The sequence below is a fragment of the Nakamurella flavida genome, from assembly GCF_030811475.1.
GTDB classification, from domain to species: Bacteria; Actinomycetota; Actinomycetes; order Mycobacteriales; family Nakamurellaceae; genus Nakamurella; species Nakamurella flavida.
Map to the genome: position 1 here is coordinate 3,957,257 of NZ_JAUSQV010000001.1, position 26,619 is coordinate 3,983,875.

20 protein-coding genes are annotated in these 26,619 nt (G+C 70.9%); 16 read left to right on the forward strand and 4 right to left on the reverse strand.

Going from position 1 to position 26,619, the window contains the following annotated elements; all coding sequences use genetic code 11:
* Nucleotides 1-235 precede the first annotated feature (235 nt).
* The 6 genes from J2S58_RS17540 to J2S58_RS17565 all read left to right on the forward strand — a co-directional run bounded on the left by J2S58_RS17540 (nucleotide 236) and on the right by J2S58_RS17565 (nucleotide 6,623).
* Nucleotides 236-1,516 (forward strand): glycosyltransferase 87 family protein, encoded by a 1,281-nt coding sequence (locus J2S58_RS17540; protein WP_205257044.1) that lies wholly within the window; start codon nucleotides 236-238, stop codon nucleotides 1,514-1,516.
* Complete coding sequence (locus J2S58_RS17545) at nucleotides 1,513-2,757, forward strand: glycosyltransferase 87 family protein (RefSeq protein WP_205257045.1); 1,245 nt, start codon at nucleotides 1,513-1,515, stop codon at nucleotides 2,755-2,757. Before J2S58_RS17540 ends, J2S58_RS17545 begins: the two co-directional genes overlap by 4 nt.
* A 27-nt stretch (nucleotides 2,758-2,784) precedes the next feature.
* On the forward strand, nucleotides 2,785-3,699 hold the full coding sequence (locus J2S58_RS17550; RefSeq protein ID WP_306829092.1) for a (deoxy)nucleoside triphosphate pyrophosphohydrolase: 915 nt from the start codon (nucleotides 2,785-2,787) through the stop codon (nucleotides 3,697-3,699).
* Between the two features lie 129 nt (nucleotides 3,700-3,828).
* The gene (locus tag J2S58_RS17555; protein ID WP_205257046.1) at nucleotides 3,829-4,806 is read left to right on the forward strand and encodes an ABC transporter substrate-binding protein; all 978 of its coding nucleotides are present in this window, start codon (nucleotides 3,829-3,831) and stop codon (nucleotides 4,804-4,806) included.
* A gap of 117 nt (nucleotides 4,807-4,923) precedes the next feature.
* The gene (locus J2S58_RS17560; RefSeq protein ID WP_240189014.1) at nucleotides 4,924-5,712 is read left to right on the forward strand and encodes an amino acid ABC transporter permease; all 789 of its coding nucleotides are present in this window, start codon (nucleotides 4,924-4,926) and stop codon (nucleotides 5,710-5,712) included.
* A 5-nt stretch (nucleotides 5,713-5,717) separates the two neighbouring features.
* A complete protein-coding gene (locus tag J2S58_RS17565; RefSeq protein ID WP_205257048.1) occupies nucleotides 5,718-6,623 on the forward strand; it encodes an amino acid ABC transporter ATP-binding protein in 906 nt (301 codons plus the stop codon).
* A gap of 22 nt (nucleotides 6,624-6,645) precedes the next feature.
* Here the strand turns inward: J2S58_RS17565 and J2S58_RS17570 are convergent, their stop codons facing one another.
* Nucleotides 6,646-6,831, reverse strand: coding sequence for a hypothetical protein (locus J2S58_RS17570; protein ID WP_205257371.1), 186 nt, complete (start codon nucleotides 6,829-6,831; stop codon nucleotides 6,646-6,648).
* A gap of 259 nt (nucleotides 6,832-7,090) precedes the next feature.
* On the opposite strand from J2S58_RS17570, the gene typA reads away from it, so the two are divergent.
* A complete protein-coding gene (typA, locus tag J2S58_RS17575) occupies nucleotides 7,091-8,935 on the forward strand; it encodes a translational GTPase TypA (protein WP_205257049.1) in 1,845 nt (614 codons plus the stop codon).
* Nucleotides 8,936-9,041: 106 nt separating this feature from the next.
* Here typA and J2S58_RS17580 read toward each other — a convergent pair whose 3' ends face one another.
* Nucleotides 9,042-10,085, reverse strand: coding sequence for a LacI family DNA-binding transcriptional regulator (locus J2S58_RS17580; protein ID WP_205257050.1), 1,044 nt, complete (start codon nucleotides 10,083-10,085; stop codon nucleotides 9,042-9,044).
* A 111-nt stretch (nucleotides 10,086-10,196) separates the two neighbouring features.
* Between J2S58_RS17580 and J2S58_RS17585 the strand changes: the two genes are divergently transcribed.
* The 6 genes from J2S58_RS17585 to J2S58_RS17610 all read left to right on the forward strand — a co-directional run bounded on the left by J2S58_RS17585 (nucleotide 10,197) and on the right by J2S58_RS17610 (nucleotide 20,023).
* Nucleotides 10,197-11,372 (forward strand): phytanoyl-CoA dioxygenase family protein, encoded by a 1,176-nt coding sequence (locus J2S58_RS17585; RefSeq protein ID WP_205257051.1) that lies wholly within the window; start codon nucleotides 10,197-10,199, stop codon nucleotides 11,370-11,372.
* 66 nt (nucleotides 11,373-11,438) lie between these two features.
* Nucleotides 11,439-13,292: an ABC transporter substrate-binding protein gene (locus J2S58_RS17590; protein ID WP_205257052.1), complete on the forward strand. Its 1,854-nt coding sequence runs from the start codon at nucleotides 11,439-11,441 to the stop codon at nucleotides 13,290-13,292.
* Nucleotides 13,293-13,532: 240 nt separating this feature from the next.
* A complete protein-coding gene (locus J2S58_RS17595) occupies nucleotides 13,533-15,386 on the forward strand; it encodes an ABC transporter family substrate-binding protein (RefSeq protein ID WP_205257053.1) in 1,854 nt (617 codons plus the stop codon).
* A 155-nt stretch (nucleotides 15,387-15,541) separates the two neighbouring features.
* The gene (locus J2S58_RS17600; RefSeq protein ID WP_205257054.1) at nucleotides 15,542-17,080 is read left to right on the forward strand and encodes an ABC transporter permease; all 1,539 of its coding nucleotides are present in this window, start codon (nucleotides 15,542-15,544) and stop codon (nucleotides 17,078-17,080) included.
* Between the two features lie 26 nt (nucleotides 17,081-17,106).
* Nucleotides 17,107-18,132: an ABC transporter permease gene (locus tag J2S58_RS17605; RefSeq protein WP_205257055.1), complete on the forward strand. Its 1,026-nt coding sequence runs from the start codon at nucleotides 17,107-17,109 to the stop codon at nucleotides 18,130-18,132.
* Nucleotides 18,133-18,178: 46 nt separating this feature from the next.
* Nucleotides 18,179-20,023, forward strand: coding sequence for an ABC transporter ATP-binding protein (locus J2S58_RS17610; RefSeq protein ID WP_205257056.1), 1,845 nt, complete (start codon nucleotides 18,179-18,181; stop codon nucleotides 20,021-20,023).
* Here the strand turns inward: J2S58_RS17610 and J2S58_RS17615 are convergent.
* Nucleotides 19,971-20,627 carry a PH domain-containing protein gene (locus tag J2S58_RS17615; RefSeq protein WP_205257057.1) on the reverse strand — a complete coding sequence of 219 codons (657 nt, stop codon included), beginning with the start codon at nucleotides 20,625-20,627 and terminating at the stop codon, nucleotides 19,971-19,973. The two genes, J2S58_RS17610 and J2S58_RS17615, sit on opposite strands and share 53 nt — an antisense overlap.
* Before the next feature lie 406 nt (nucleotides 20,628-21,033).
* Here J2S58_RS17615 and J2S58_RS17620 point away from each other — a divergent pair, with 406 nt between their 5' ends.
* From J2S58_RS17620 to J2S58_RS17630, 3 genes are all read left to right on the forward strand, one after another.
* Nucleotides 21,034-23,040, forward strand: a complete 2,007-nt coding sequence (locus J2S58_RS17620; RefSeq protein WP_205257058.1) for an ABC transporter substrate-binding protein — start codon at nucleotides 21,034-21,036, stop codon at nucleotides 23,038-23,040.
* 261 nt (nucleotides 23,041-23,301) lie between these two features.
* Nucleotides 23,302-24,849, forward strand: a complete 1,548-nt coding sequence (locus J2S58_RS17625) for an ABC transporter permease (protein WP_205257059.1) — start codon at nucleotides 23,302-23,304, stop codon at nucleotides 24,847-24,849.
* Nucleotides 24,846-25,913, forward strand: a complete 1,068-nt coding sequence (locus J2S58_RS17630) for an ABC transporter permease (protein WP_205257060.1) — start codon at nucleotides 24,846-24,848, stop codon at nucleotides 25,911-25,913. Before J2S58_RS17625 ends, J2S58_RS17630 begins: the two co-directional genes overlap by 4 nt.
* Before the next feature lie 32 nt (nucleotides 25,914-25,945).
* On the opposite strand, the gene J2S58_RS17635 is transcribed toward J2S58_RS17630, so the two are convergent.
* On the reverse strand, nucleotides 25,946-26,551 hold the full coding sequence (locus J2S58_RS17635) for a PH domain-containing protein (protein ID WP_205257061.1): 606 nt from the start codon (nucleotides 26,549-26,551) through the stop codon (nucleotides 25,946-25,948).
* Between the last annotated feature and the right edge of the window lie 68 nt (nucleotides 26,552-26,619).

Consider the following 26,619-nt stretch of genomic DNA (forward strand, 5'->3'; position numbering starts at 1 on the left):
AACGATCAGTAATAGGAGAACGACTGAGTGTGAGAATGCCGGTGATGTCGCTCGAGGGGTGCGACGTGACCACGCTTCCTTCTCCCGGGTCGGGAGCCGCTCGATCGGCTCCCGACCCGGGCCCCGGTCGACCGCACCCGGACCGCGCCGGTCCCGGTGTCGGGTCCGGTCTCCCCGGACCCCGGGCCCTACGGTGGGGCGGACCCCCGTACCGCCTCCGAACGGATCACCCCGCGTGTTGCGCCCCGTGTTCGCCCGGTGGCGCCGGCAGCGAGCCGGCGTCCGCTTCGCGACCGCGCTCGGCCTGACCACCCTGCTGTCGGTGATCGCCGCGCTCAGCGCCACCGGTTGGGTGCCCCAGTTCGACCTGGCCATCTACTACCGCGCGGTCTCGGCCTGGGTGGCCGGCGCCGGGCTGTACTCCTACGCCCAGCCCGACGAGATCATGGGCTCGCTCGGCTTCACCTATCCGCCGTTCGCCGCCATCGTGATGAGCCCGATGACGCTGCTGTCGTTCGGAGCGGTCCGGGTGCTCACCGTGCTGGCCATCGTGGTGGCCGGTGGGGTGCTGGTGCACCTGCTGCTGACCGACCGGGTCGGCCCCGGCCTCGCCCGGCGCACCGGCTGGGCGGCTGCGGTCGTGCTGACCCCGGTCGCCTTCATGGTCGAGTCGCTGCGGGAGAACCTGTCGTTCGGTCAGATCAACGTGTTCCTGGTGCTTCTCGTCGTCGCCGACGTGCTGGTGCTCGGCCGGCGGCGGTCCCGCTGGTTCGGCGTCGGGATCGGCCTGGCCGGCGCGCTGAAGATCACCCCCGGGATCGCCGTGCTCTACCTGCTGGTCACCCGGCGCTGGCGTGCCGCGCTGACCGCGGTCGCCACCGCGGCCGTGGTCACCGGGCTGGCCGCGGCGATCGCGCCCCGGGAGACCTGGGACTTCTTCACCGGCCTGCTGTGGGACACCACCCGCGTCGGTCGGCCCGAGAGCATTCTCGACCAGTCGGTCAACGGCTGGCTGGCCCGGTGGTTCGCGCCCGAGCCGGTACCCCGGCCGCTCTGGGCCGTGCTCGCCGCCGCGCTGGTCGGCATCGGGCTGTACCGGGCGGCCCGCCTGTACCGGGGCGGCGACGACCTGGCCGGGTTGACGGTGGTGGGGCTCGTCGGCATCGCGGTGAGCCCGGTCAGCTGGATCCACCACGCGGTGTGGGTGCTGCCCGCCCTCGCCGTCATCGCCGACCGGTGGTGGCGGCTGCGCGGCACCCCCGGCCGCGGACGGACCGGGCTGCTCGTGCTCGGCCTGACCGGGATGCTCATCTGGGGCATGCAACCCACGTCCTACATCCGCACCGACATCGACGACTGGCCCACGGCCGGCGTCGTGACGCTGGTGCTCTCGGGGCTGCCCGTCCTGTGGTGCGTGATCGCGATCCTGGTCCTGCCGGGCCGGCGCACCCCCGGCGTCCCGTTACCCTCCCGGGGCGCGTCCGGCACCGGGCTCGCGGACGAGGGAGTGGCATGACGGACCGCCTGACACGGCTGGGCACCCGTGTCGTGTCCTCCCCGTGGATCCCGTGGGCACTGCTCGGCGTGACGGTCCTCCTGCACGTCGCCTTCCAGGCCCTCGGCGCCGACGGATTCAAGATGATCGACCTGCGGGTCTACGTCGACGGCACGAAACACCTCACCGACGGGGCCCTGTACGACTTCACCTCCGGGGTCGAGGTGCTCCCCTTCACCTACCCGACCTTCGCCGCGCTGCTGTTCTCCCCGCTCGGCCTGTTGCCCTGGCCCGTCGTCGCGGTGGGCTGGCAGATCGCCAGCCTGGCCGCGCTCGTCGTGATGATCGTGTGCTCGCTGCGGATGCTGGGCCGGGCCGGTCACCGGGCCGACCGGCCACTGGACCACCTGCGGGGCACGGTCGTCACTGCCACCGCGATCGCCTTCTGGCTCGAACCGGTCCGTTCGACCTTCAACTACGGGCAGATCAACCTGTTCCTGGCCGCGCTGCTGCTCGCCGGTGCCTCCGCGGCCGGCCGGCGGCGCGACGTCTGGGCCGGGCTGTCGGTCGCCGTCGCCGCCGGGATCAAGGTCGTCCCCGCCGTCACCGGGCTGTACTACCTGCTGAGCCGGCGGTGGGCGGCGGCGGCCTGGAGCATCGGGTTGTTCCTCGCCGCGCTCGGCATCTCCTTCGCCTTCCTCCCGTCGCAGACCTGGCGCTTCTTCACCCAGCTCATGTTCGACCCCACCCGCACCGGCGCCATCTGGGTCACCCGCAACCAGTCGTGGCGCGGCACCGTGTACAGGCTGTTCGGCCACGACCACACCGCGGCCTGGATCCTGCTGTCCGTGGTCAGCCTGGCCGTCGGAATCTGGGCGATCTCCCGGGCCGCCCGCGCCGGGGACGGACTGGCCGCCCTGGTCGGCACCCAGATCGTCGGGCTGCTGATCTCGCCGGTGTCCTGGTCGCACCACTGGGTCTGGGTCGTCCCGCTGCTGCTCTGGTGCCTGTTCGGTCCGCGCTCCGCCGTGCGGGCCGTCCGGCGGCTCGGCTGGGCCTGGGCCGCGGTGTGCCTGCTCTACGTGGTGATCTTCCTGATCATGATCCAGAACGGGCATCTGGAGTTCGCCGCCGGCCGGCCGATCTGGGAGTCGGTGCTGGACGCCGTCTATCCCGTCCTGGGCTTCGCCGCACTCGTGGTCATCGGCACGGTGCACCGCACGGTTGCCGCGCCCTCCCGGGACCACGCCGTCCGGAGCTGACCTGCGCGCCCGTGGCAGGGTGGGGCCGTGCCGTCCCCGCTCCCCGCCGCCGCCGCTGCCGCTGCCGAGATCGTCACCGGGATGGCCGTGCAGGCCCCACCGGTCGCCGTGTCGCGGGCCCTGCGCCGCGCCGAGCTGTACAGCCGGACCGCCCGGGTGCTGGGGCGGCGGCTCGAGGTCGCCGGCGAGCTGGTCGACGTGCGGCGCGAGCTGCGGGTCGGTGACCTGCTGCGGGTGCGCCCCGACGGTGGACCGGCCCTCCTGCGTCCCGTCGCGATGCATCTGCGGGTCCGGGCGACGGACCCGACCCCCGTGCTGGAGATCGTCCACGGCCCCCTGACCGGCGCCACCGTGAGCTTCCGGGTGGACGGCGACCCGGCCGGGGCCGTCGTCCGGTGCACCGTCGGCCGGCCGGGGCGGATGCCCGCCCGGCGGATCCGGGCCGGCGCCGGGGTCCTGCTGGGCATCGCCACCCTGCTCGCCCGGGAACCGCTCGTCGTCGTCGCCGGGGTGGTGGTGGACGCCGACCGGGTGCTCGCCGCGCGCCGGGCCGCCCCGTCCGCCCACGCCGGTGGCTGGGAGTTCCCGGGCGGCAAGGTCGAACCCGGCGAAGAAGAGGACGCGGCGCTGGTCCGGGAACTCCGGGAGGAGCTGGGGATCACGGTCCGGGTGGGGGAGCGGGTCGGCCCCGATGTCGATCTGGGCGGGTCGGCCGTGCTGCGCTGCCGGGTGGCGACCGTGCGGTCGGGGACCCCCACCCCGCAGGCCGGTGACCACGACCGGATCCGCTGGCTGAAAGGCGAGGAGCTCACCGAGGTGGACTGGTTGCCGGCCGACCTCGCCGTCCTGCCCGATGTCCGGGCCCTGCTCGCCGCCACCGCCACCGCCGCGGAGAACAGGGCCGAACGCGCCCACGATGATCGCCCGGACAACGCTGGGTGACCGGCGACGGAATACTCCCGTCACTCTTGTGATCCGTTTGACACATTCGGCGTGGCACGATGCCCCGGTGCGACACCCGTCGGCCTTCTTCAGAGGTCGCTCGCATCTTCGCCACATCCGGGAGTCTTCGTGTTTCTGACCTCGTCCAAGGCCCGCGCCGCCGCCGTGGCCTCGCTCGCCGCCGGTGGCCTGCTGCTGGCCGGTTGCGGTGGCAGCGCCACCCCGGCCGCCGGCTCCGCGTCCTCCGCGCTGTCCTCCGCCGTCGCCTCCGAGACCTCGGCCGCGGCGTCCTCCGGGTCCGCCTCCAGCTCGGCGGCCACCGCGGCCACGTCCGGTTCGGCCACCTCCGGTTCCGCCGCCAGCGGGTCCGGTGTCGCGGCCGCCGACGTCGAGGCGGCCAAGGCCTCGCTGATCAGCGCCGGTTCGCTCACCGTCTGCACCCACCTGCCCTACGCCCCGTTCGAGTCGAACGACGACGCGGGCGAGACCGTGGGCTTCGACATCGACATGATGAAGCTGGTCGCCACCGAGCTCGGGGTCGAGGTCGCCGTGGTCGACACGCCCTTCGAGGGCATCAAGTCCGGCCAGGACATGTCCACCGGCAAGTGCGACATCGCCGCGGCCGGCATGACCATCAACGACGAGCGGTCGAAGGTCATCCTGTTCTCCGAGCCGTACTTCGACGCCACCCAGGCGCTGCTCGTCCGCTCCGGCGATTCCTACGCCTCGCTGGACGACCTGAGCGGCAAGCGCGTCGGTGCCCAGTCCTCGACCACCGGCCTGGACTACGCCAACGCCAACGCGGCCGAGAGCGGCTACGAGGTCGTCGAGTTCCAGGACCTGGCCTCCGAGCAGCAGGCCCTGGTCACCAACCAGATCGACGGGGCCATCAACGACCTCCCGGTCTGGTCGGAGTACATCAAGGAGCAGGCCGGCACGACCAAGATCGCCGCCCAGTTCGACACCGGTGAGCAGTACGGCTTCGGCATGAAGCTGGACAACACCCCGCTGAAGTCCGTCGTCGACGCCACCATCAGCAAGGCGCAGTCCGACGGCACGTACGACGAGCTGTACACGCAGTGGATCGGTGAGGTCCCGGCCGGCTGATCCGGCCACCAGGGCCCGGGCGGGTCGTCCCACCGCACCGCCCGGGCCCTTCGCCGTGTCACCTGCAGCTCCGCCCCGTCAGCCCGCCGCTGCTCCCGAGGAGTCCCCTTGGCCACCATGACCCGTCGTCAGCGGGCCCGCGCGTTCCGCGGCGTCCAGTACGCGATCCTCGTCGCGATCATCGTCTTCATCGCCGTCGCGGCCGACTGGCCCCGGGTGGCGGAGGCGTTCTTCAACACCGAGGTCGCGGGCCGGATGTTCCCGCGCGTGCTGGGCATCGCCCTGCTCAACACGGTCAAGTACACGATCCTGGCCTTCGTGTTCGGGCTCGTCGTCGGCGTGATCATCGCGCTGATGCGACTGTCCAGCGTCGGCCCGTACCGGTGGATCGGCACCCTCTACGTCGAGTTGTTCCGCGGTCTGCCGGCCCTGCTCGTGCTGTTCATCGTGGCCTACGGCATCCCCAACGCATTCCCGAACTTCAGCTTCCCCGGCGGCTTCCTCGGCCAGGTGACGGTCGGTCTCGGACTGACCGCCGCGGCCTACATGGCCGAGACCATCCGCGCCGGCATCCAGGCCGTGCCCAAGGGGCAGGTCGAGGCGGCACGCACCCTGGGCATGTCCCCGGGCCGGACACTGATCACCATCGTGCTGCCGCAGGCCTTCCGCATCGTCATCCCGCCGCTGACCAACGAGATCATCCTGCTGCTCAAGGACTCCTCGCTGGTCTACGTGTTGGGGGTGACCACCGCTCAGTACGAGCTGACCAAGTTCAGCCAGGACTTCCTGAACAAGGCCGTCAGCCCGACCCCGCTGGTCGTCGGCGGCCTGCTCTACCTCTGCCTGACCCTGCCGTTGTCCCAGCTCGTCCGCCGCCTCGAGATCCGCCACGCAAGGGCCCGGTGACCGCCATGTCGTCCAGCACGTCCCCGTCCAACACCTCCTCCACCAGCCCAGCCGGCCGGCTGTCGTCCCGCCCGGCCATCTCGGTGCAGAACCTGAAGAAGTCGTTCGGGGCCATCGAGGTGCTCAAGGACATCAACGTCGAGATCGCCACCGGCGAGGTGGTCTGCGTGATCGGACCGTCCGGCTCCGGCAAGTCGACCCTGCTGCGCTGCGTGAACCTGCTGGAGACGCCGACGGCCGGCAAGATCTTCATCGGCGACGACGAGATGACCGACCCGGATGTCGACCTGGACAAGGTCCGCACCCGGGTCGGCATGGTCTTTCAGTCGTTCAACCTCTTCCCGCACCTCACCGTGCTGCGCAACCTCACCGTGGCCCAGACCAAGGTGCTCAAGCGGAGCAAGGAGGAGGCGGAGAAGATCGCCATGAGCACGCTGACCCGGGTCGGCCTGGCCGAGAAGGCGCAGGCCTATCCCGCGCAGCTGTCCGGCGGGCAGCAGCAACGGGTGGCCATCGCCCGCTCGCTGTCCATGTCGCCCGAGCTGATGCTCTTCGACGAGCCCACCTCGGCCCTGGACCCGGAGCTCGTCGGGGAGGTGCTGGCCGTCATGAAGGGCCTCGCCAAGGAGGGGATGACCATGATGGTCGTCACCCACGAGATGGCCTTTGCGCGGGACGTGGCCGACCGGGTGATCTTCATGGACGGCGGCTACATCGTCGAGCAGGGGCCGCCGGACGAGTGCATCGGCAACCCGCAGAACGAGCGCACCAAGTCGTTCCTGTCCCGGGTGCTGAACCCGACGCAGGTCGAACCGGGCGATTCGTTCCCGGCGCCGCCGGCTCCGATCGACGTCGCGGCGGGTGCTCCACTGACCAGCCCGCTGGACACCAACCTCAACCGCGGGATCTGACCTGCAGAGCCGTCCCTGCAGGTCAGGGGGCCTGGGGGTCGGATCGCTCGAGATCGGCGAGCTCCTCCTCGGGGCGCGGCGGCACCGTCTCGTCGTCCTCGAGGACCTGCAACGGCAGATCGGGCCGGCCGTCCGGACCGACCGGGATGCCCTCGGCGGCCGGGTCCGGCGCGGGGGTACCGGCAGGGGTCTGATCGGGATTCGCCATCGGGTGCTCCTGACGCGGTGGGGGAGTGCACGGGGACCGCGAGCCTAGAACGGCCGCCCGCCGGACGCCGATGCGCAGGGTCCCGACGCGGCCCGCGGAGTGGTCGGCGACCGCCGCCGCGGACGGCCGTGCCGTCGACAGGTGCTCCCATCGGTAGACTGGGAGGGCTGCACTGCGCCGGTCGGACTCCGGGTGGGTGGCCGACACGTCGCCCCGGTCGTCCCGGTGCGCCACCCAACTGCAAGGAGTGTTGTTCCCCGTGCCTGTGCGTTCTGATCTTCGTAACGTCGCCATCGTGGCCCACGTCGACCACGGCAAGACCACTCTGGTCGACGCCATGCTGTGGCAGTCCGGTGCGTTCCGGATCGGCAGTGAGAAGACCGATCGCGTCATGGACTCCAACGACCTGGAGCGCGAGAAGGGCATCACCATCCTCGCCAAGAACACGGCCGTGCGCCGGGGCGACATGGTGATCAACATCGTCGACACCCCCGGTCACGCCGACTTCGGTGGCGAGGTGGAGCGCGCGTTGATGATGGTCGACGGTGTCGTCCTGCTCGTCGACGCCTCCGAGGGTCCGCTGCCGCAGACCCGCTTCGTGCTCCGCAAGGCGCTGGCCGCCCGGCTGCCCGTGGTGCTGGTCATCAACAAGACCGACCGCCCCGACGCCCGCATCGACGAGGTCGTCGACGAGACCTACGACCTGTTCCTGGACCTGGACGCCGACGAGGAGCAGATCGAGTTCCCGATCGTCTACTGCGCCTCCCGCGCCGGCCGGGCCAGCAAGAACAAGCCGGGCAACGGCGAGATGCCCGACCACGAGAACCTCGACCCGCTGTTCGACGTGCTCCTGGAGGCCATCCCGGCCCCGGAGTACACCGAGGGGGCCGCGCTGCAGGCGCAGGTCACCAACATCGACGCCTCGCCCTTCCTCGGCCGCATCGGCATGTGCCGGGTCATCGAGGGCACCATCACCAAGGGCCAGCAGGTGGCCTGGATGAAGCTCGACGGCACCGTCCAGCGCACCAAGATCACCGAGCTGCTGATCACCGAGGCGCTGGACCGCGTGCCGGTCGAGTCCGCCTACGCCGGTGACCTGATCGCCGTGGCCGGGATGGCCGACATCACCATCGGCGAGACCCTGGCCGACGTCGAGACCCCGGTGGCCCTGCCGCCGATCACCGTGGACGAGCCGGCCATCTCGATGACCGTCGGCATCAACACCTCGCCGCTGGCCGGCAAGGACGGCGGCACCAAGCTGACCGCCCGCCAGGTGAAGAACCGGCTGGACGCCGAGCTCATCGGCAACGTGTCCATCCGCGTGCTCAACACCGAGCGCCCCGACACCTGGGAGGTGCAGGGCCGTGGCGAGCTGGCCCTGGCCATCCTGGTCGAGACGATGCGCCGCGAGGGCTTCGAGCTGACCATCGGCAAGCCGCAGGTCGTCACCAAGATCGTCGACGGCAAGAAGCAGGAGCCCTTCGAGCGACTGACCATCGACGCCCCCGAGGAGTACCTGGGCGCGATCACCCAGCTGCTCGCCGTGCGCAAGGGCCGCATGGAGACCATGAGCAACCACGGCTCCGGCTGGGTCCGCCTGGAGTTCCACGTCCCGTCCCGCGGCCTGATCGGCTTCCGGACCGCGTTCCTCACCGACACCCGCGGCACCGGCATCGCCAGCACCCTGTTCGACGGCTACGGCCCCTGGGCCGGCGACCTGCGCGCCCGGCCGACCGGCTCGCTCGTCGCGGATCGCGCGGGCAAGGCCACCCCGTTCGCCATGTTCGCGCTGCAGGAGCGCGGCGCGATGTTCGTGCCGCCGACCACCGAGGTGTACGAGGGCATGATCATCGGGGAGAACTCCCGCTCCGACGACATGGACGTCAACATCACCAAGGAGAAGAAGCTCACCAACATGCGGCAGTCCAGCGGTGACGAGCTCGTCCACCTGGTGCCGTCCCGCTCGCTGTCCCTGGAGCAGGCGCTCGAGTTCTGCGCCGACGACGAGTGCGTGGAGATCACCCCGGTCTCCGCCCGCATCCGCAAGGTCATCCTCAACGCCGGGGAGCGCGCCCGCTCGCGCACCCGCGGCAACAAGGGCTGATCGACCCCGTCCCACCCCGTCCCGACCCCGGCGCCCCTGTGGCTCCGGGGTCGTCGGCGCTCCGGGGTGCCGTTCCCGGGGATGGAGCGGCGGCCGCGAGCCCGGATCACCGGGCGGGCGGCACGTTGTACGGCGTGACGACCTGGATCGGCGAGGTCAGGGTCACCGGTGTCCCGGGCAGCGCCCCCCGCGCCTGCATGATCAACCAGCAGCAGCGCCGCAGGTCGTCGTTGAGATCGTGGTGCAGCACGGCGGAGATGCGGCCGTCCAGCAGCAGCGCACGGTTATCGGCGTTCAGGTCGTGGGTGACGAACACGGCCGACCGGCGGCCCGCCCGGTCGAAGGCGTCCAGCACCGCGGCGTTCCCGCCGAAGGCGTACATCGAGTACACGGCGGCGATGTCGCCGTGCCGGGCCAAGGATTCCGTGACGGCCCGGCGCAGGGTGTCGTCGCCGCCCGCGGAGTGCACCAGCTCGACCAGCCGACGCGGCTCGGCGCCGGGTCGCGCGGTGGCCCGCAAAGTCGCCCGGAAGCCCATCTCCCGTTCGTCCTCGCCGCGGAAGGCGGAGTCGCCGCGGATGACCAGGACGGCCGCGTCGTCGGCGGGCAGCCACCGGTCGACGAGATAGGCGGCCGTGGCCCCGGCGGCCCGGTTGTCCAGGCCCACGTAGGCCAGCCGGGCCGTCCCGGGCAGATCGGTGACCAGGGTGATCACCGGGATCCCGGCGCGCTGGACCCGGGCGACGGCGTCGGTCACCTCGGGGGAGTCCGGTGCCTTCAGCACCACCCCGTGCGACCCGCGGTCGGCCACCCGGTGCAGGGCGGCGGCGATCTCGGCGGCCGGGGCGGCCTCGGTCAGCGTGAACCGGCCCCGGACCACCGCCGGCCGCAGGCCCGGCAGCTCCGCCTCGAGGGCGGCCCGCACGGCGTGCGAGAAGCGCTGCGGGGCGTCCACCACGACGTCCACCAGGAAGGTGCGGCCGTCCACGGCGAGCTGGGTCTGCTGGCGGTCCAGCTCGGCGACCGCCCGGCCGACCTGGGCCACGGTGCTGGCGCGGACGCCGCCCCGCCCGTTCAACACCCGGTCCACGGTGGCCTGACTCAGGCCGGCCTGGACGGCGATGTCACGGACGCGGTGGGGGTGTGCCATCCACTGATCCTGAGGGGTTCTTGAGGGGTTGGCAACCTTGTGACCGAGGGTGCCCGCTCCTAGGGTCAGCAGCACGATCATTGTCGATCCCCGCCGGAAGGACCAGCTCAGATGACCTCCCTCGCTCCGAAGCCCCCCGTCTTCCTCTCCCGGGACGACTGCGACCTGAGGGAGTTCGCCGCACTCCTGGAGTCCGGCACCGACCTCGCCGACTACCCCTACGCCGACGCCGTCAGCGGGGGAGTGCTGATCTACTCCGACCGGCTGCTCGACCATCTGGACACCGCGTCCGGACGCCGGGACGTGCAGGCCGAGATCGCCCGGGCACTGTCGGACGGCCCCGGCATCGTGGTGTTCCGGAACGCGTTCGACCCGGACCTCATCGACCGCGCCACCGCCGCGTTCTTCGACCTGCTGGCGCAGGAGAAGGCCGCCGGCATGGTCGGCGGCGATCACTTCGCCAAGCCGGGGGCCAACGACCGGGTGTGGAACGCCCTGGAGAAACTGGCCGTGGCGGACCCCGCCCTGTTCGCCGAGTACTTCTCCAACGATTACGTCGCGTTGGCCGCCGGGGCCTGGCTCGGGGCGAACTACCAGATGAACGCGGCGCTGAACATCGTGAACCCGGGCGGCCGGGCCCAGGTCGCGCACCGCGACTACCACCTGGGCTTCATGCCGCTGGAGACCGCGCTGACCTACCCCGCCCACGTGCACCGGCTGTCGCCGGCCCTGACCCTGCAGGGTGCGGTGGCGCACTGCGACATGCCGATCGAGACCGGACCCACCCTCTACCTGCCGCACTCGCACAAGTACCTGCCCGGCTACGTGGCGTTCTCGCTCCCGGAGTTCCAGGAGTACTTCGCCGAGCACCACGTCCAGCAGGCGCTCGGCAAGGGTGACGCGGTGTTCTTCAACCCGGCCCTGATGCACGGGGCCGGCACGAACACCACGCCCGACGTCCGGCGGATGGCCAACCTGCTGCAGATCTCCTCGGCGTTCGGTCGGTGCCTGGAGGCGGTGGACACCACGCGCATGTCGATCGCCGTCTACCCGACCCTGCAGGAGCTGAGTGCCGCCGGCACCCCGGCCCGGTTGGTGGACAACGTCGTCACCGCCGTCAGCGAGGGGTACCCGTACCCCACCAATCTCGACCGGGACCAGCCGTTGGGTTCGATCAACCCGCAGAGCCAGTCCGATCTGCTCCGCCAGGCGCTGGCCGAGGGCTGGACACCCGCGCGTACGACGGAGGCCCTGCTGGCGCAGGCCGCCCGGCATCTCACCCACTGACGGCGGCGGCCGCGAGCCGGGGTGGCGGGCCGTCGGCACCGTACGGTGGCCTCGTACCCTCGCAGGGTGAGGCGACGGGGGCGGCGACGGGACGCAGTCGCCCTCGCGGTCCTGCTCCTGGTGGCCACGGCCGCCTGCACCCCGCCCAACCTGCCGCCGCCGCTGACGCCCACCCGGACCACCTCGCCCGGGAAGTCCCCCGTGGCGGACGGGGCGGTCGTCGTCGGCGTGGAGGGCGGTGCCGTCACCGGGTTCAACCCGCACGCGATCGCCGACTGGTCCACCGCCTCCCGGGCGGTCACCGAGCTGGTCCTGCCGTCCGCGGTGGTGATGGCGGCCAACGGCACCCTCGCGCCCGACCCCGACGTGGTCGACTCGGTGACCGTCCGCCCGGCCGTACCCGTGGGGGTGAGCCAGGTCGACGCGACCGGCGCCGTGACCACCGCGGGCAGTCCGTTCACCGTCACCTACGCGCTGGACCGGCGCGCGGCCTGGTCGGACGGCACGCCGATCACCGCGGAGGACTTCGCCTACCTGCGCGATCAGATGGTGAGCCAGGCCGGCGCGGAGGCACCGGCGGGTTACCGGCTGATCACCGCCGTGCGGTCGCGGGACGCCGGCAAGACCGTCGACGTGGAGTTCGCCGAACCCTTCGCCGAGTGGCGGACGCTGTTCTCCCCGCTGCTGCCGAGCCACATCATGAAGGACTCACCCGGGGGATGGTCGGCGGCGTTGGCCACCGAGCTCCCCGTCTCGGGCAACCGCTACAAGATGGACAGCTACAACGCGGTGACCGGCGAGATCACGCTCGTCCGCAACGACAAGTTCTGGGGCGCACCGCCCGGGCCGGCGTCGGTGGTGCTCCGCCAGGGGGGCCCGTCCGATCTGGTGGCCGGGCTGGAACGCGGTGACCTGCAGGCCGTGCTCGTCGGGCCGGGCGCGGACAGTTCGGCTGCGCTCGCGGCCGCGGTGCCGCAGGAGCGTCGGGTGACGGTCGCCGAGCCGGCCTCGGTCCAGCTGGTGTTCGACACCACCACCGGACCGGCGGCCGAACAGGACATCCGGCGAGCGGTGGCCGCCGCGCTGGATCTCGACCGGCTGCGGGCCGTGCTCAGCGGACAGCAGGCCACCGCCTACCCGACGGTCACCTCGCAGGTCCGGCTGCCGGCGACCGGCGCCCCCGTGGCCCCCGGATCGGCGCGGGTGCCGTCCGACGACACGACCGTCTCCACTCCTGGTGACCGGACCACGAGCACGGAGCCCGCCTCCTCGGGTTCGGCGGGCGAGCCGGTGGGGCCGCCGATCACCACCGGGAACGCGGACGCGGCGACCGCGCTGCTGGCCGGGGCCGGGTTCCGGCGCACGGGGCTGTACGCGGCCCGCGACGGCCAGGTGCTGCGGATGACCCTGGCCTACCCGCAGCAGGACGCCCGGCTGACCGCCGCCGCGCTCGAGATCCAGACCCGGCTCGGGGCCGCCGGCATCGAGATCGACCTGCGCCCGGACGCCCCGTCGACCATCGTGGAGGACCTGCTGCCGGCCGGCACGGTCGATCTGGCCCTGCTCACCGTCCCGCGGGGCTTCTCCGACACCGTCTCCGCCGCCTCGGCGTTCGGCTGCCCCACGCAGGACGCCCCCGTGGCCGACGCGGCCGTCCCGGTGCTGCCGCCGCGGGTCGGGAACCTCTCCGGGTACTGCGCCCCCGACCTGCAGGAGACCCTCACCGACGCGCTGGCCGGCCGGGTCGACGTGACGGAGGCCGACGACATGCTGTGGTCCGCCCTCCCCGTGCTGCCCGTGGCCGAGCCGACCACGACCTTCGCGGTGGCGCCCGAGCTGGCCTCGGTGATCACCACGGAGCGCCGCGGCTGGGTGTGGACCGGACCGCTGGCCGGTCTGGCCGAGTGGCCCACCCCCTGAGTGCCCGGGGTGCCGGACCGGCGCTGCAGGAAGACAGCACTCCATTCCTCGGCATACGGGTGTTTTTTGCGGCTAACGGTCACGGTGTCCTCACGACCTGACCGGATGGCGTGAAGCCCGGTGATCAACGTCGTAGGGTGCCTGCCATCGGAACACCATGAGAGATGCCTGAGTGGGCGCCCGCGGGCGCGGCCAACAGGGCCGCATCCGCTCGTCCGTCAGGCTTCGAGGAGGCCCTGGATGAGTAGTAGGTCAGGAATGCGCCGAGCCGGTCGGGTGGCCGTGGCCGCCACCGCCGCCGCGGTCGTGCTGAGCGCGTGCGGATCGGTGGGCAGCACGACCACCACCACGTCGTCCTCCGCGGGTTCGGCCACCAGTGCGGCGTCCTCGACGGCCGCCGACTCGTCGAGCTCGGGCGGTGCCACCGGTGGCGCCACGGCCGACACCATCAACATCGGTCTGGAGCAGTCCCCGGGCGGCTTCAACCCCAACTCCGCCGGCGCCAACAGCGTCTACACCGGGTACGTCGACAACGTCGTCAACGACGGATTCGTCGACGTCCAGCCGGACGGGTCGCTCAAGCCGAACACCGCCTTCGGCACCTACGAGAAGACCTCCGACGACCCGCTGACGGTGAAGTACCAGTTCGCCGAGGGCGCCAAGTTCTCCGACGGCACCCCACTGGACTTCGACGACGTGCTGCTCGCCTGGGCGGCGCTGTCCGGCAACTTCCCGACCGGCGCGAAGGACGACGCCGGCAACGACGTCGACCTGTTCACCCCGGCGAGCACGAACGGCTTCGCCCAGATCGAGAAGCCCGAGGGCAAGGCCGGCGACACCTCGTTCACGTTCGTGTTCAAGGAGCCCTACGCCGACTGGGAAGCCCTGATGAGCGGCGGCGTCCTCATGCCCGCGCACATCGCGGCCGAGCAGGGTGGCCTGTCCGCCGACAACAACGGTCAGGCACTCATCGACGCGATCAACAACTCTGACACCGCGGCGCTCACCCCGGTGGCCACCTTCTGGAACAGCGGCTGGGACTTCCAGCCCGAGCTGCCCTCCATCCCGGACGTGGCCCTGCTGCCCTCCACCGGGCCGTACAAGTACGACAACGCCACCAACGGCACCCTGACCGTGGTCGCCAACGACCAGTTCTGGGGCACCCCGGCCAAGACGAAGACCCTGGTGTTCAAGACGGTCAGCGCCGAGGAATGGGTGCAGGCCATGGCCAACGGCGAGATCGACGCCTACGACCCGTCCAACCCCACCCAGGACGTCGTCTCCCAGCTCGATGCGCTCGGTGACAAGGTCAAGTACGAGACCGGGGAGAGCTACTCCTTCTCCCACGTCGACTTCGACTCCTCACCCCAGGGTCGGTTCGCCGACCTCCGCGTCCGCCAGGCCTTCCTCAAGTGCATCCCGCGCCAGGAGCTGGTCGACAAGTTCGCCAAGCCCGTCTTCGACGGTGCGCAGATCCTGAACCTGCACGAGTTCCTGCCGGCCCAGGGCAACTACCAGGAGATCCTGGACCAGGTGCCCAGCGCCAAGCTGTACGACACCGTCGACCTGGCCGGGGCCAAGGACCTGCTCACCCAGGCCGGTGTCACCCAGCCCTACGACATCCGCTTCATCCGCTCGTCCGCCTCGGACCTGCGTGGTCAGCAGATCGCCCTGATCAAGTCCTCCTGCGACCAGGCCGGGTTCAACATCATCGACCAGCCCGACCCGGACGTCTTCACCACGCTGACCACCCGCGGCACCTGGGACGCGGCCGTCTTCGGCTGGTCGGGCTCCGGCCTGGTGGCCTCCGGCCAGTCGATCTACGTGACCGGCGGTGATCAGAACTACGGCGGTTACAGCGACGAGAAGGTCGATTCCATCTGGAACGACGTCGTCCGCACCGTGGACCGCGACTCGGCTGAGGAGAAGAAGGCCCCGATGGAGGAGCAGCTGTGGGCCAACCCCTACAACGCCACCCTCTACGCGACCCCGGGTCTGTCGGCCACCTCGTCGAGCATCACCGGTGCCGGGTTCAACCCGACCCAGACCGGGCTGACCTGGAACGCCGAGACGTGGACGAAGAGCGCCGGCTGATCCGTCGGTGATCTCCCGGGGTGCCCCCGCCGACCGGCGGGGCACCCCACCCCCTCCGCCGCCGCCCCCGCCGATCCGATCGGTGGGGGCGGTGCCGGTGTGGCCGCGATGTCGTACCACCGTCGTATCGCTGTCGGAGTGTCCGAAGGAGTCCCGTGCTCGTGTTCGTGGTGAGACGCATCGTCGTCTCGTTCTTCATCCTGCTGGCCTCGACGTTCCTCACCTACGTGCTGGTGGCGCTCTCCGGGAACCCGCTGCAGGACCTGCTCGAGCTGCGCGGCCCGCAGCGCGACTCCAAGATCGCCCTGCGGACCGAGGCGTTGAACCTCGACACCCCCGTCATCGGGCGCTATTTCCTCTGGCTCGGCGACGTCGGCCGGTGCGTGCTGCCCGGCGGCGGGCAGTGCACCCTCGGGCTGGACCGCAACGGCCAGCCGGTGCTCCCACAGCTGCAGAACGCGATCGGCTCCACTCTCCGGCTCGTGGTCGTCGCCACCCTGCTCGCGCTGATCCTCGGCGTCGTCACCGGTGTGGTCACCGCGCTGCGCCAGTACAGCGTCTTCGACTACGGCGTCACCTTCATCGCCTTCCTCTGCTTCTCCCTCCCGATCTTCTTCGTCTCCACCCTGCTCAAGCAGTACGTGGCCATCGACCTGAACACCTGGCTGGGCGATCCCGTCATGACGGTCGCCGCGATCATCGGGGTGGCCGTGGTGGCCGGGCTGTTCTGGATGCTGATCATCGGCGGTGACGCCCGGCGCAAGCTGGTCGTCTTCGGGGTCGCCGCGATCGCCACCTTCGTGGTCGTCTACGCACTGCTGGCCACCGACTTCTTCCGCACCCCCTACTTCGGCGTCACCGGCATCGTGGTGTTCGGGCTGGCCGCGGCCGTCGGCTGGACGTCGCTGTTCGCCGGGCTGACCCGGCGCAGCCGACCGGTGCTGCTCTCCAGCGCCGCCACCGTCGTGGTCGGCACCGTGCTGGTGCTCGTGGCCGGCAACCTGGTGCACACCGGCGGCTGGCCGGTGGTGCTCGGCATGATCGTGCTGCTCGTCGCGCTGGGCTTCCTGGCCGGCGCCGTGCTCGGCGGGCCCGCCCGGCGGCTGGCCCAGCGGGTGGCCGGGCTGACCGGGTTCACCGTCGCCCTGCTGGTGGCGGTCGACCAGCTGCTCGGCTCCTACCCGTCCCTCTTCGCCGCGACCGGCGGCCGGCCGATCAAGACGACCGGGTCCGAGACGCCCAACCTGAGCGCGGACTTCTGGACGACGCAGTTGGACTATCTGTCGTACCTCATCCTGCCGACCTTCGCGATCATGCTCATCTCCTTCGCGACGTACACCCGGTACACCCGGGCGAGCATGCTCGACGTGATGGGGCAGGACTACATCCGCACCGCGCGGGCCAAGGGTCTGAACAACCGGACGGTGGTGGTCCGGCACGGGTTCCGCAACGCGCTCATCCCGCTGGCCACCCTGGTCGCGTTCGACTTCGCCGGCATCCTCGGCGGCGCCGTGATCACCGAGACGGTGTTCGGCTGGGCCGGCATGGGGCGGCTGTTCACCACGGCCCTGACCAACATCGACCCCAACCCGGTGATGGCCTTCTTCCTGATCACTGCCACGGCGACGGTGCTGTTCAACATGCTCGCCGACATCGCCTACGCGTACCTCGATCCCAGAATCCGATTGGCGTGATGATGGCCCGACACGAGCATCCCGACATGGGGGACGAACACGTTCCCGCCCGCAACGTCCCGGCCACCGAGTTGGAGTACCTCACGCTCGAGGCCACCGACACCGATGTCGGGCGGGCCGGCGGCGGCTCCGGCACGGTCACCCCGGTGGCCGCGAAGACCGAGTTCCGCCTGGTGCTGAGCCGGTTCCTGCGGCACCGGGCCGCGCTGGCCGGACTGGTGGTGCTCGCCCTGATCGTCCTGCTCGCGTTCACCTCGATCGGCTGGGGGCCGATCCCGGGCTGGTGGAAGTACGACTACACCGACTTCGCCACCCAGCTGACCGACGGCGGTGCGCCGACCCTGTCGCTGTGGCCGCCGAGCCTGGGGGAGCACCCGTTCGGCCAGAGCAACGAGGGCCGGGACTACTTCGCGCTGGTCATGCGCGGGCTGCAGCAGTCGCTGATCATCGCGTTCCTCGTCGGCATCACCAGCACCATCCTGGGCACCGTGATCGGCGCGGTCGCCGGCTACTTCCGCGGCTGGGCCGAGGGCGTGCTGATGCGCATCACCGACGTCATCATCACCATCCCGCTGTTGGCCATCGCGGCCGTGGTCGCCAACAGCGTCGGCGGTGGCGGCATCCTGTTCCTCGGGCTGCTGCTGGGCCTGTTCACCTGGACCGGCCTGGCCCGCATCGTGCGCGGGGAGTTCCTCTCCCTGCGCGAGAAGGAGTTCGTCGACGCGGCCCGCTCGGTCGGCGCATCCAGCGGGCGCATCATCTTCCGGCACATCCTGCCCAACACCATCGGCGTCATCACCGTGTCGGCCACCCTGTCGATCTCCGGGGCGATCCTGCTGGAGAGCGCACTCAGCTTCCTCAACCTCGGGGTCAAGAGCCCGGACACCTCGCTCGGCCTGCTGCTGCAGCAGTACCGGCAGGCGATGGACGTGCGCCCGTACCTGTTCTGGTGGCCCGGCGTGCTCATCGTGCTGATCTCGCTGGCCATCAACTTCATCGGCGACGGTCTGCGCGATGCGTTCGATCCGCGGCAGAACCGGGCCAAGGCATGAGCGCCCCGGTGGTCGACGCCTTCCGAGCAACACACAGGAGCACCTGATGAGCCCCTCGAACACCGGCGCGAGCGTCGACACCGGTGACCTTTTCGCCGGCATCCAGCGTCCCGAGGCCCACGACGGCGAACCGGTCCTGCGACTGCGCGACCTGGGTGTGGCGTTCCGGGTCGATGACGAGTGGGTGATGGCCAGCGAGCACGTCGACTTCGCCATCGCCCCCGGCGAGGTGCTGGCCGTGGTCGGCGAGTCCGGGTCCGGCAAGTCCGTCTCCGCGATGTCCGTGCTCGGCCTGCTGCCGGGCAACGCCCGGGTCACCGGCAGCGCCACGCTGCTCGGCCGCGAGCTGATCGGCGCCCGCGAGTCCACCCTGCGGGCGGTGCGCGGCAAGGACGTCGGGCTGATCTTCCAGGAGCCGATGTCCGCGCTGAACCCGGTGCTCACCGTCGGGTTCCAGATCGGCGAGGTACTGCTCAGCCACTTCGACCTCACCCCCGAGGCCGCCCGGGTGCGGGTGCTCGAGCTGATGCGCCTGGTCGACCTGCCCGACCCGGAGGAGCGCTACAACCGCTACCCCCACCAGCTGTCCGGCGGGCAGCGCCAGCGCGTCGTCATCGCCATGGCCCTGGCCTGCGACCCCGTGCTGCTGCTGGCCGACGAACCGACCACCGCGCTCGACGTCACGGTGCAGGCCGAGATCCTCGACCTGCTTCGCGACCTGCACCGCCGCCTGAACTCGGCCATCCTGCTGATCACCCACGACATGGGCGTCGTCGCCGATCTGGCCGACCGCGTGGTGGTCATGCGGTCCGGGTCCATCGTGGAGACCGGCACGGTGCGGTCGGTGTTCGCCTCGCCCCAGCACCCGTACACCCGGGACCTGCTGGCCGCCGTCCCGCATCTGGGTGCCACTGTCGAGGACCGGCCGGCGACCGTGCCGGCCCCGCGTCGGGAGCCGGCAGCCGACACCGTCCCGGCGCTGGAGATCCGCAACCTGGTCATCGAGTACCCCGGGCGCGGCCGCCGGGTACCGGCGTTCCGGGCCGTGGACGACGTCTCCTTCAGCATCGGCCCGGGGGAGATCCTCGGCCTGGTCGGTGAGTCCGGATCGGGCAAGACGACCATCGGCCGGGCGGTGGCCAGCCTGTTGCCCACCACCGCCGGGGAGATCCGCATCGCCGGCACGAACATCCGCGGGCTCAGCCAGAAGCAGCTGCGCCCGATGCGCAAGCGGGTCGCGATCGTCTTCCAGGACCCGGCGTCCTCGCTCAACCCGCGGATGACCATCGGGGAGTCCATCGGCGAGCCGCTCCGGCTGCACACCCCGCTGCGTGGCAAGGACCTCGACGGCAAGGTCGAGGCGCTGCTGGAGTCCGTGCGGCTGCCGCAGCACTACCGCAACCGCTACCCGCACGAGCTATCCGGCGGGCAGCGGCAACGCGTCGGCATCGCCCGGGCGTTGTCCCTGGAACCGGCCCTGCTGATCGCCGACGAGCCGACCAGCGCTCTGGACGTCTCGGTGCAGGCCCGGGTGCTCGACCTGCTGCAGGACCTGCAGCGCGAGTTCGGCTTCGCGTGCCTGTTCATCAGCCACGACCTCGCGGTCGTGGAGATCCTGGCCGATCAGATCGCCGTGCTGCACCGGGGGAAGCTCGCCGAGATCGGCTCCCGGGAACAGATCCTCACCGCGGCCACCGATCCGTACACCCAGCGGCTCATCGCCGCCGCGCCCGTCCCGGACCCGGCCCAGCAGGAGGCCCGGCGGGACGAGCGGCGGGCGCTGCTCGCCGCGGGATCGGACGAGCAGGATCCGGCGAGCCGGGGGATCGGCCGCGTGGTCAGGCCGGCGCCCCCGCAAGGACCGACGCAAGCCCCACAGCAAGGGCCGTGACGGCCAGGGCGGCGAGCACCCCGCGGGCCCAGCGCACCTCGGTTCCCGCGGCGGGTCGGCCGTCCGCCGCGCGGTGGGCGTCCCACATGCGCCGCACGGTCACCGCGGCGGCCCCGGCGTCGCTGCGCAGGGTGGCGCTGGCCGGCACCGGCCCCTGGTCCGGGGTCCAGCCCATCTCGCGAACGTCCCCGTCGGTGACCCGGGCCGCCCCGTGCCGGGACGGGGCCGGCGCCGCCCACGCCTGATGACGCCGACCGGACACGGTGACCAGGGTCAGCGCGTACTGCGTCTCGACCCGGGCGAGATCGGCGAACGGCAGCCAGACGTCGCGCACCACGTTGCGCAGCCACACCCCCTCGGCACCGACCCGGACGACCGGGCGGACGCACACCGCATAGACGACCACGCAGCCGAGAGCGATCGCCGGGAGCTGCCGCGACGCTGCTCCGATCGGCTCGGCCGAGCCGGTCAGGGCCAGGGTCAGCCAACCGGCCACCACCAGCCCCCACACCACCGCGGAGATCCAGGCCGTGCGGGGGCGGAAGGTGAAGGTGTCGGGCCCGGCCACCGGGTTGGCGGACCGCGGACGGGGGAGCGGGGGCATCCCGCCATCCTCCCAGCGGGGGTCGATCCGCCTCGACCCGATCCACGACGGGGTGGCGGGGTCGGGGCGGTGGATCACTCGTCGATGCGGTAATACGACGGAAATCTCGCGCTGATAGACCGTGGAGACACGAGGATCTCAGTGGGGTGTTCGACCAATCGGATGATCGTGCGGGCCGGTGACACGTTCGGACCTGTGTGCATCACCCTTCGGTCACGATGTCCCGCTCCGGATGTGCGGGAAGTTACCCGGTCGTAGAGTTCCACGGTCGGTGATGGACAACCCATCGCCGATCCCATGGTGTGCCGGGAAGCCGGTGCCCGGAACGCCGGCGTCGACAGGGACGGCCGGCGGGTCGACGAGGTCAGCAGGTGCCGGTACCTACCGGCACGGAGGAGGATCTTTGATGAGGACAAGCAGAGCGGTGGGACTCACCGCTCTCGTGGCCAGTGCGGCCCTGGTCCTGGCGGCGTGCAGCGGCACGCCCGGCCAGCAGGGTGCCACCACGAGCGCCAGCTCCGCGCCGTCCGGCAGTGCCGGCGGCTCAGCGTCGGCCAGCGGGACGGAGTCCGCCAGCAGCGGCACGCCGATCACCGAGAGCCCCGAGGCGGCGAACGTCGGCAAGGTCGGCGGCTCCGCCTGTGGCATCCCGCACGGCCCGTACGCCGATCCGTCGCAGACCGGTGGGGAGGTGCGCGCGGCCTGGAACGACCCGCCGCTGTCCTGGAACAACAACACCACCCACGGCAACGCGGTCGCTACGTTCAACGTGCAGTACCTGACCAACCTGGGCTTCAGCTACTACGACGGTGATCTGAACCTGATCAACAACGATCAGTTCGGCACCTGCACGCTGGTCAGCGAGGATCCGCTGACCGTCAAGTACACGATCGCCGACGGCGTCAAGTGGTCCGACGGCACCCCCGTCACCGCCGACGACCTGGTCCTGTCCTGGGCCGCCCAGTCCGGCGTGTTCAACGACGAGGAGGCGCAGACCGACGACGACGGCAACCTGCTGCCCACCGCCGGGGTCGCCTTCGACAAGCTCGACCCGTCGTTGTCGTTGATCAAGGACTTCCCGACGATCGAGGACGACAACCGGTCCGCCACCTTCGTGTGGTCGGAGTACTACGTCGACTACCAGACCGCCGGCCCGGCCAACAACGGCGGCCCCGGCACCCTGATCCCCGCGCACGTGCTGGGGGCCAAGGCCCTGAACATCACCGACCCGACCGCTGCGGCGGCCGCGGTGACCACCGCGTTCAAGAACAACGACAAGGCCTCCCTGAAGCCGGTCGCCGACTTCTGGAACACCGGCTTCGACACCGACCAGCTGCCGAGCGACCCGTCGCTGTACCTGTCCACCGGGCCGTACAAGACGACCGCGTACCAGCAGCGGGCCAGCCTGACCTTCGAGAAGATGGACGGCTACACCTGGGGCCCCAAGCCCATCGCCGACACGATCCAGTACCAGATCATCGGTGAGGCCACGGCCGCGGTGCAGGCGCTGACCAACGAAGAGGTTGACGTCATCTCCCCGCAGTCCACCGCGGACATCTACGAGGCGGTCAGCGCGCTGTCCGACCGTGGCATCCAGGTGAAGACGGGCGACGGCGGCACCTACGAGCACGTCGACCTGGTCTTCGCCAACGGCGGCCCGTTCGACCCGGCCACCTACGGCGGCGACACCGAGAAGGCCAAGAAGGTCCGCCAGGCGTTCCTCAAGACCGTCCCCCGGCAGGACATCCTCGACCGGCTCATCAAGCCGATCAACCCGGAAGCGGTGCTGCGCCAGTCGTACACCACCGTCCCGGGTGCACCGGCCTACGACGCCATCACCGAGGCCAACGGCATGGGCACCGCCTACGGCACGGTGGACATCGAGGGCGCCAAGGCGCTGCTCGCCGAGGCCGGGGTCACCGGCACGGTCGACGTGCGGCTCAAGTTCGCCGAGAACAACGCCCGTCGCTCCAACGAGTACGACCTGATGAAGGCCTCCGCTCAGGAGGCCGGGTTCAACCTGGTCGACGGACGCAGCGCGAGCTGGGGCCAGGAGCTGCCGGCCATCGACGGCTACGACGCCTCGCTGTTCGGGTGGCAGTCCACCTCGACCGGTGTGGCCGAGCAGAAGGCCAACTACGTCACGGACGGGTCGAACAACTACGGCCTGTACTCCTCGTCGGTGGTCGACGACGCCGAGAACAAGCTGACCGGCAGCGTGCTGTCCGAGGACGAGCGGACCGAACTGCTCTCCACGATCGAGAAGCAGCTGGTGGACGACGCCTTCGGCGTCACCATCTTCCAGTTCCCGAACGTGACCGCGTGGAACGAGAACCGGGTCACCGGCGTCTCGGACACCCCGCTGGCCCCCGGAGTGTTCTTCAACTTCTGGGACTGGCAGCCGGTCTCCTGACCTGACGGTCGGGTACCGACAGCTCCACCAGGAGCCGCACGATCTGCACCACCCCGCGGCGGGCCCACCGGGCCCGCCGCGGGACGACCGGGGCGCCGAATCCCTCCGCGTGTACGCGCGGCCTCACCACCGGGTTCGGCGCCCTCGTCGCGTCCCGGCCCGTCCGGCGGGTCCGACCGCGACGGTGAACGGTCCCGTCAGTCAAGGGCTACGGTTCGCCCCAGGCACGTCCCTCCGGCGCAGGCGAAGGGTTTTTCCTCGATGGCCACCTTCATCCTCAGGCGACTGGTCGCCGGGTTCTTCGTGATCCTGGCCGCCTCGTTCCTGGTCTACATCCTCACCGCGAACGCCGGTGACCCGCTCGAGCGCACCCTGGCCATCAACGACCCGGTGGCGCGGCAGCAGGCGGTCGAGTCGATCACCCGCAACCTGCGGCTGGACCTCGACCCGGTCAGCCGGTACTTCTTGTGGCTCAAGGGGGTCGGCGGCTGCTTCGTCGGCAACTGCGACTTCGGCATCTCGACGGTCACCCTGCAGCCGGTGGCCGCCGACCTGCCCGGCCGCATCGCCATCACCATCAAGCTGGTGCTCGCCGCGCAGATCCTCGCCGTGCTCATCGGTGTCGCGATCGGCATCGTCACCGCCCTGCGCCAGTACTCCGGCTTCGACTACACCGCCACGTTCTTCACCTTCCTGTTCTTCTCCCTGCCGGTCTTCTGGGTGGCGGTCCTGCTCAAGGAATTCGTGGCCATCCGGTTCAACGACTTCCTCGCCGACGGGCCCACCCTGCCGCTGTGGGTGATCATCGGCGGCGCCGTCGTGGTCGGTGCGATCGGGTACAGCCTGGCCGGCGGCAGTCCACCCAGACGCCTGCTGGTCGGGGCGGTGGCCGCCGTCGTCGTCGGTGGGGTGCTCGCCTACATCTCGGCCACCCAGTGGCTGCTCAATCCCTCGCTCGGCATCATCGTCATCGCCGTGCTCAGCGTCGGCATCGCCTTCGGCGTCACCGTGCTCACCGCCGGCCTGCGCAACCGCAAGGCGCTGTACTCCGCGCTGACCGTGGTCGCGATCGGCCTGGCCGCGTACTTCCCGCTGCAGTACTTCTTCTACGAGGGCATGAATGTCTGGAAGCTGCTCGGCCTGGCGGTGCTGGCCATCGTCGTCGGCATCGGCGTCGGGTACGCCTGGGGCGGGGACGACCGGGGGCTGTCCGCCCGGGCCGCCGCGCTCACCGCCGTCGGGGTCTCGCTGGTCGTCTTCCTGGACCGGACCATGCGGGCCTGGCAGGTCTACAGCGACAACCCGGCCATCCGCGGCCGGCCGATCAAGACCATCGGTGACGCGCAGACCGGTCTGGAGGGCGACTTCTGGATCCGCACCATCGACGTCTTCACCCACCTGCTGCTGCCGACCCTGGCCCTGATGCTCATCTCGCTGGCCAGCTACACCCGGTACTCCCGGGCCAGCCTGCTCGAGGTGTTCAACCAGGACTACATCCGCACCGCCCGGGCCAAGGGCCTCACCGAGCGCACCGTGGTCATGCGGCACGCGTTCCGCAACGCCCTGATCCCGCTGGCCACCATCGTCGCCTTCGACATCGGCGGCCTGCTCGGCGGCGCCGTCATCACCGAACGCATCTTCCAGTGGGACGCCATGGGCACCCTGTTCAACAACGGCCTGACGAACCGCGACCCCAACCCGGTGATGGCGTTCTTCGTCGTCGTCGCGGTCATCGCCGTCGTCTTCAACATCCTGGCCGACATCGCCTACGCCACACTCGACCCGCGAATCAGGGTGGGACAGTCATGACGACACCGCTTCCGACGAACCCCGGCCACGTGTCCGGGGAGACCGTGGCCCCCGAGGGCTCCGCCGAGGCCGGCAACGAGCAGAGCCTCGAGCAGAAGGAGGTGGCCGGTCTCTCGCAGGGGCAGATCGTCCGTCGCCGCTTCTTCCGTCACAAGGGCGCGATGGTCTCGTTGTTCGTGCTGATCCTGATCCTGCTGCTGGCCGTGACCAGCATCGGCATCGGGCCGATCCGCGGCTGGTACACCTGGACGCCGTTCGACCGCCCCGCCCCGCTGAACCCCCGCGGCCAGCCGACGCTCTCGCTCTGGGGCGAGGGCGGGTTCACGATCGGCACCCACCCGTTCGGCCAGGACGAGGTCGGCCGCGACATGTTCGCCGCCACCATGAAGGGCATCCAGAACACGATGGTGGTCATCATCGTGCTGGGCCTGCTGGCCACCACGCTGGGCATCGTCATCGGGGCCGTCGCCGGCTACTTCGGCGGCTGGGCCGATTCGATCCTGATGCGCTTCACCGACATGATCATCATCGTGCCGCTGATCCTCATCGCGGCGGTGGCCGGCTTCGCCTTCAACGCCCGCGGGGTGTTCAGCGTGGCGCTGGTGCTGGGCCTGTTCACCTGGACCGGTCTGGCCCGGCTGGTCCGGGCGGAGTTCCTGGCCCTGCGGGAACGGGAGTTCGTCGACGCGGCCCGGGTGGGCGGGGCGTCCTCGACGCGGATCATCTTCAAGCACATCCTGCCCAACACCGTCGGCGTGGTCGTCGTCAACACCACGCTGCTGATGGGCGCGGGCATCCTCACCGAGGCCGCCCTGGGCTTCCTGGGCTTCGGCATCCAGCCGCCCAACATCTCGCTCGGCTCGCTGATCAGCCAGTACCAGGGCGCGTTCACCACCCGACCGTGGCTGTTCGTGTGGCCCGGGTTCTTCATCGTGGTGATCGTGCTCTGCATCCAGTTCATCGGCGACGGCCTGCGGGACGCCTTCGATCCCCGCCAGAAGCGCATCCCCAAGCAGAAGGACCTGGCCGCCTCCGCCGCCCGCACCTCGCAGGACAAGGCGTGAGAAGTTCGGCGCGGTCGGTGCCCGGACCGTGGTCAGCGGATGACGCCGGCCAGGTTCAGCAGCGCCCAGACCAGCAGGGCGACCAGCGCGAGGATGGTGCCCAGGTGCCAACGGGTCGGCGCCCGGTCGAACTCCAACCGGGGATCGTCGAGATGCCCGGCGTCACGCAGGGCCTCCCAGCGGCGACGGATCGATTCCGCGGCCGCACCGGACTCGGAGTCCGGCAGATCGCCCAGCCGGATGCCGCCCTCGTCGGCCGAGGCCCGGCCGCCCCGTCGGCGCTGGTCGCGGCGCGCCGCGTACCGGCCGGGTGCCGGCGCCGCCCAGGCGGAGAACTTCCCGTAGGCCGTGTGCAGGGTCAGCGACCAACGGGTGTCCACCCGTTGGATGCTCGGCCAGGGCAGCCGGACCGTGCGCAGCACGTTGACCAGTTCCACCCCGCCGTCGTCGACCGCGACCCCCGGGCGGTAGAACACCGCCCACACCGCGACCGCGGGCAGCAGCAGCCAGGCGCCCGAGCCGACGAGCACCCCCGGACCCTGCGAGACGGCCAGGGCCACCGCACCGGCTGCACAGATCACCCAGACGGACACGGCGAGCACCCGGCCGCCGGTCGGTCGCTGCACGTGGCTCTCCATGCCGCCATCGTCGCACCCGGACCGGAGCGGGCCCGCTGCCTGCACCGTCCCGCCCGCCGCGGACCCGT

Bases quoted from the DNA above. Each gene is read 5' to 3' on its own strand.
- J2S58_RS17545 (WP_205257045.1), top strand. From the start codon at position 1,513: ATGACGGACCGCCTGACACGGCTGGGCACCCGTGTCGTGTCCTCCCCG.
- J2S58_RS17560 (WP_240189014.1), top strand. From the start codon at position 4,924: ATGACCCGTCGTCAGCGGGCCCGCGCGTTCCGCGGCGTCCAGTACGCG.
- J2S58_RS17565 (WP_205257048.1), top strand. From the start codon at position 5,718: ATGTCGTCCAGCACGTCCCCGTCCAACACCTCCTCCACCAGCCCAGCC.
- J2S58_RS17570 (WP_205257371.1), bottom strand. From the start codon at position 6,831: ATGGCGAATCCCGATCAGACCCCTGCCGGTACCCCCGCGCCGGACCCG.
- J2S58_RS17580 (WP_205257050.1), bottom strand. From the start codon at position 10,085: ATGGCACACCCCCACCGCGTCCGTGACATCGCCGTCCAGGCCGGCCTG.
- J2S58_RS17585 (WP_205257051.1), top strand. From the start codon at position 10,197: ATGACCTCCCTCGCTCCGAAGCCCCCCGTCTTCCTCTCCCGGGACGAC.
- J2S58_RS17595 (WP_205257053.1), top strand. From the start codon at position 13,533: ATGAGTAGTAGGTCAGGAATGCGCCGAGCCGGTCGGGTGGCCGTGGCC.
- J2S58_RS17605 (WP_205257055.1), top strand. From the start codon at position 17,107: ATGGGGGACGAACACGTTCCCGCCCGCAACGTCCCGGCCACCGAGTTG.
- J2S58_RS17610 (WP_205257056.1), top strand. From the start codon at position 18,179: ATGAGCCCCTCGAACACCGGCGCGAGCGTCGACACCGGTGACCTTTTC.
- J2S58_RS17615 (WP_205257057.1), bottom strand. From the start codon at position 20,627: ATGCCCCCGCTCCCCCGTCCGCGGTCCGCCAACCCGGTGGCCGGGCCC.
- J2S58_RS17620 (WP_205257058.1), top strand. From the start codon at position 21,034: ATGAGGACAAGCAGAGCGGTGGGACTCACCGCTCTCGTGGCCAGTGCG.
- J2S58_RS17625 (WP_205257059.1), top strand. From the start codon at position 23,302: ATGGCCACCTTCATCCTCAGGCGACTGGTCGCCGGGTTCTTCGTGATC.
- J2S58_RS17630 (WP_205257060.1), top strand. From the start codon at position 24,846: ATGACGACACCGCTTCCGACGAACCCCGGCCACGTGTCCGGGGAGACC.
- J2S58_RS17635 (WP_205257061.1), bottom strand. From the start codon at position 26,551: ATGGAGAGCCACGTGCAGCGACCGACCGGCGGCCGGGTGCTCGCCGTG.